The 3,234-nt window shown below is 32.4% G+C and carries 5 protein-coding genes; 2 read left to right on the forward strand and 3 right to left on the reverse strand.

The genetic code is table 11. The features are described 5' to 3' along the window. Positions 1-113: 113 nt before the first annotated feature. Positions 114-467: an arsenate reductase family protein gene (locus tag CD127_RS10240; RefSeq protein ID WP_103366640.1), complete on the reverse strand. Its 354-nt coding sequence runs from the start codon at positions 465-467 to the stop codon at positions 114-116. Positions 468-612: 145 nt separating this feature from the next. Here CD127_RS10240 and CD127_RS10245 point away from each other — a divergent pair, with 145 nt between their 5' ends. After that, positions 613-936 (forward strand): thioredoxin family protein, encoded by a 324-nt coding sequence (locus CD127_RS10245; protein WP_103366641.1) that lies wholly within the window; start codon positions 613-615, stop codon positions 934-936. 74 nt (positions 937-1,010) lie between these two features. On the opposite strand, the gene CD127_RS10250 is transcribed toward CD127_RS10245, so the two are convergent. Together CD127_RS10250 and aroD are read right to left on the reverse strand one after the other, a co-directional pair. Further along, positions 1,011-1,550 (reverse strand): nitroreductase family protein, encoded by a 540-nt coding sequence (locus CD127_RS10250; protein ID WP_103366642.1) that lies wholly within the window; start codon positions 1,548-1,550, stop codon positions 1,011-1,013. Between the two features lie 70 nt (positions 1,551-1,620). Continuing rightward, complete coding sequence (aroD, locus tag CD127_RS10255; RefSeq protein WP_103366643.1) at positions 1,621-2,346, reverse strand: type I 3-dehydroquinate dehydratase; 726 nt, start codon at positions 2,344-2,346, stop codon at positions 1,621-1,623. Positions 2,347-2,519: 173 nt separating this feature from the next. Between aroD and CD127_RS10260 the strand changes: the two genes are divergently transcribed. After that, positions 2,520-2,942, forward strand: a complete 423-nt coding sequence (locus CD127_RS10260) for an organic hydroperoxide resistance protein (protein WP_103298699.1) — start codon at positions 2,520-2,522, stop codon at positions 2,940-2,942. The last annotated feature ends 292 nt before the right edge of the window (positions 2,943-3,234 follow it).

The raw sequence follows: 3,234 nt of genomic DNA on the forward strand, positions 1-3,234 counted from the left end.
TAACGACGATTTTTGAAAAAGGAACACCTGAGCTAAAGCTCATGTGTAAGTACCACTAACTTCTAAAGAAGAAGTGGTGCTTTAAGAGTGAAAGGGTTTGTCTGCAGTCTAATTTATAACCATGTCTCTTTATATTGATCTTCCTTAAAACCTAAAGTTATCTTGTCACCTGAAATCGCTAATGGACGTTTCACTAACATACCATCTGAAGCTAATAATTCTAATTTTTCGTCATCAGATAAATCTTTCAATTTATCTTTTAAACCTAATTCACGGTATTTAGCTCCATGCGTATTAAATAATTTATTAATTTCTACACCTGTTTTTTCGATGATATCTTCAAATTCTCTTTTTGTTGGTGTATGTTGCACAATATCAATCGGCTCGTAACTTACGCCATGTGTCTCTAAAAATTTAGCTGCTTTTTTACAAGTCGTACAATTTGAATATTGATAAAATTTAATCATTCAGATGTAACCTCCTATATTGATTTAACCTAAATATATCAGAAAACTTATGTAAACGCTCTATATTTTTTAAGCTTTATTTTTCGAATAAAATAAATATTCCGTTATAATATAGTTAGCATTTAACTAAAAGGAGCGTATATACATGAAAAGCATTAAAACAACTGATGAATTTAAATCTACAATCCAAAGCGATCAACCCGTTATCGTTAAATTCGAAGCAGGTTGGTGTCCTGATTGTAAAGCAATGGATATGTGGATTGATCCAATCGTCGAAAAATATAACCAATATGAATGGTATACAGTTAATCGTGATGAATTAGAAGATGTAGCAGCTGATAATGAAGTAATGGGCATCCCAAGTTTATTAGTTTTTGAAAATGGTAATAAACGTGCACACTTACATTCAGCTAATGCAAAATCACCAGAGCAAGTAGAATCATTCTTAGAAGAAACTTTCAACAAGTAGGAAGTAGAATAGAAATCTAATTTGATAATAAAGACGGCTAAAACATTTATTTGTTTCAGCCGTCATTTTTTATATTAATACTCAGAAATTAAGTTTTTACTTTTACGATGTGCTTTTGGTGGTACTACTTCTAAATCTGTTAAATAAAGTAAACCAGCAATCGCTTCATCATCTTTAATACCTAATACTTTACGCACTTTAGGTTCAAAGATGTAAGGTGGTGTTTTCCAACATGTACCAATGTCTTTTTCATATAATAATAACATCAAGTTTTGAGCATATGCGCCCATCGCAAAGAAATTCTCGCGATTTTGACGTTGGCGTGGGTCTGTTTTTAATACTAGTACTAACATTCCACCTAAATTTGTAACTGCATTGTAGTGATCTTCTTGTTTTTCCGGACTATTTGGAAAGGCGAATGGAGTCACATCTCTACTCATATCGCCTAATCTATCTTTTGCTACATGGATAACTCTCCATGGCTCTCTCATCCCATGATTAGGAGCATCTGTAGCCTTCTCTATCGCATCAAATAATGCCTCATCATCGATAGTCATATCATGTTTAAATTTTTTAATACTTCTTCTTGAAGAAATTGCTTCTTGTAATTCCACAATTATCGCTCCTTCATAATGATAACTATTATCAATTATAAGCTTTTATATAAGCAAATTCAAATGTATGCTACATATTCTCATAGAATGATAATTGCGCTTTCAACGTTTTCACATGTAGTTGACCAGGCGCTTGAGGCTCACCTAAACAGCCATAAGAAACCGAGCCTCCAAAGGCACCTTGTGCCACACGACTTACTACACCTAACTGTGACATCGAAATTCCAATTACTTTTGGATAAACGGCATCCACACTAGCAGCCATCGCTTGTAATAACGTTGCAACATCTTCTCGACATTGTGGCATAACTGCGATTTTGACATAATCAGGATTCAATTGATGCATTTTATAATAAGTGAATTTTAGTATATCTATGTCTGGTGTTCCTTGAAAATTATGATACGACACGACAACTTGTTTATAATTCTCCTGTGCCAAACGAACGAGATCACGATGAGCAAAGATATCATAATCACTATCCCATTCGATATCAATCATATGATAGTAATTCAAATGCACTATATCTTGTAACAGCTTCATATATGCTTCATAAGGCAAACTACCTTTACCACCTTGTGAACTCGTACGATACGTGACTAATACTTTAAAATTTGCATCTTGATTATGCAATATTTCGAGATTTTTAGTAAGTAATTGAATATGATTTTCTGGCCATTGATCAATGCGTAATTCAACTATATCTATCTCATTCTGATATTGATTTAAATCGTTTAAAGTTGCATCATCTATTAATTCTGTTGGCGCTATTGTTGCGGCTACTTCTACAGTTGTCATGAAACTCCCTACTTTCTCGATATGATTTTGTTTTATTTTAAACTATTGTGCCTATAACTCCAAACTCGTGACGTTTTGGTGCTTCATTTTCCTAAAAAAATTAAATATGTATGATTTAAAATTTCAAAGGTGGGTATACAGTGATTGAACACGAAATTTAGGAGGTAATAATAATGGCAGTTCAATATGAAACTAAAGCAACAAACGTTGGTGGACGTAAAGGACATGTTCACACTGACGATAATGCAATTAATGTAGATGTATTACCACCACAACAAGCGGACGGAAACGCAACTAACCCTGAACAATTATTCGCAGCTGGTTATGCTTCATGCTTCAATGGTGCATTCGATCTTATCTTAAAACAAAACAAAGTTCGCGATGCTGAACCAGAAGTTACTTTAACTGTACGTTTAGAAGATGACCCTAATGCAGAAAGTCCTAAATTAGGCGTATCTATCGATGCAAAAGTTAAAAACGTATTATCACAAGAAGATGCTGAAAAATATCTACAAGAAGCACACGAATTCTGCCCTTACTCAAAAGCAGTAAAAGGTAACGTAGATGTTGACTTAAACGTTCAAGTTGTAGACTAATTTCAATAGTCATTAATAATAAATTGTAAAATTTTAGCAGAGTAGAATGATGCATGTTGCGTGCATTGTTCTACTCTTTTTTTATAAAAAATGTTCAATTTGTCTTGTTAAAACATATTTTATCCTCAAAATATTTATTTATTATTTTTTTACTATTTTTAAACTTAAAAACTTGTCACTAAAAATTAGATTGCGTGTTTTTAAATATTACTTTATTATCAAATTATATTATTAAACGTTTTATATGGTATATGAGGAGGATATAATGGCTAATATTCGGATACTTAAAACT

Origin of the sequence: Staphylococcus petrasii (assembly GCF_002902565.1) — a bacterium.
Classification (GTDB): Bacteria; Bacillota; Bacilli; order Staphylococcales; family Staphylococcaceae; genus Staphylococcus; species Staphylococcus petrasii.

Bases quoted from the DNA above. Each gene is read 5' to 3' on its own strand.
- CD127_RS10260 (WP_103298699.1), top strand. From the start codon at position 2,520: ATGGCAGTTCAATATGAAACTAAAGCAACAAACGTTGGTGGACGTAAA.
- aroD (WP_103366643.1), bottom strand. From the start codon at position 2,346: ATGACAACTGTAGAAGTAGCCGCAACAATAGCGCCAACAGAATTAATA.
- CD127_RS10240 (WP_103366640.1), bottom strand. From the start codon at position 467: ATGATTAAATTTTATCAATATTCAAATTGTACGACTTGTAAAAAAGCA.
- CD127_RS10245 (WP_103366641.1), top strand. From the start codon at position 613: ATGAAAAGCATTAAAACAACTGATGAATTTAAATCTACAATCCAAAGC.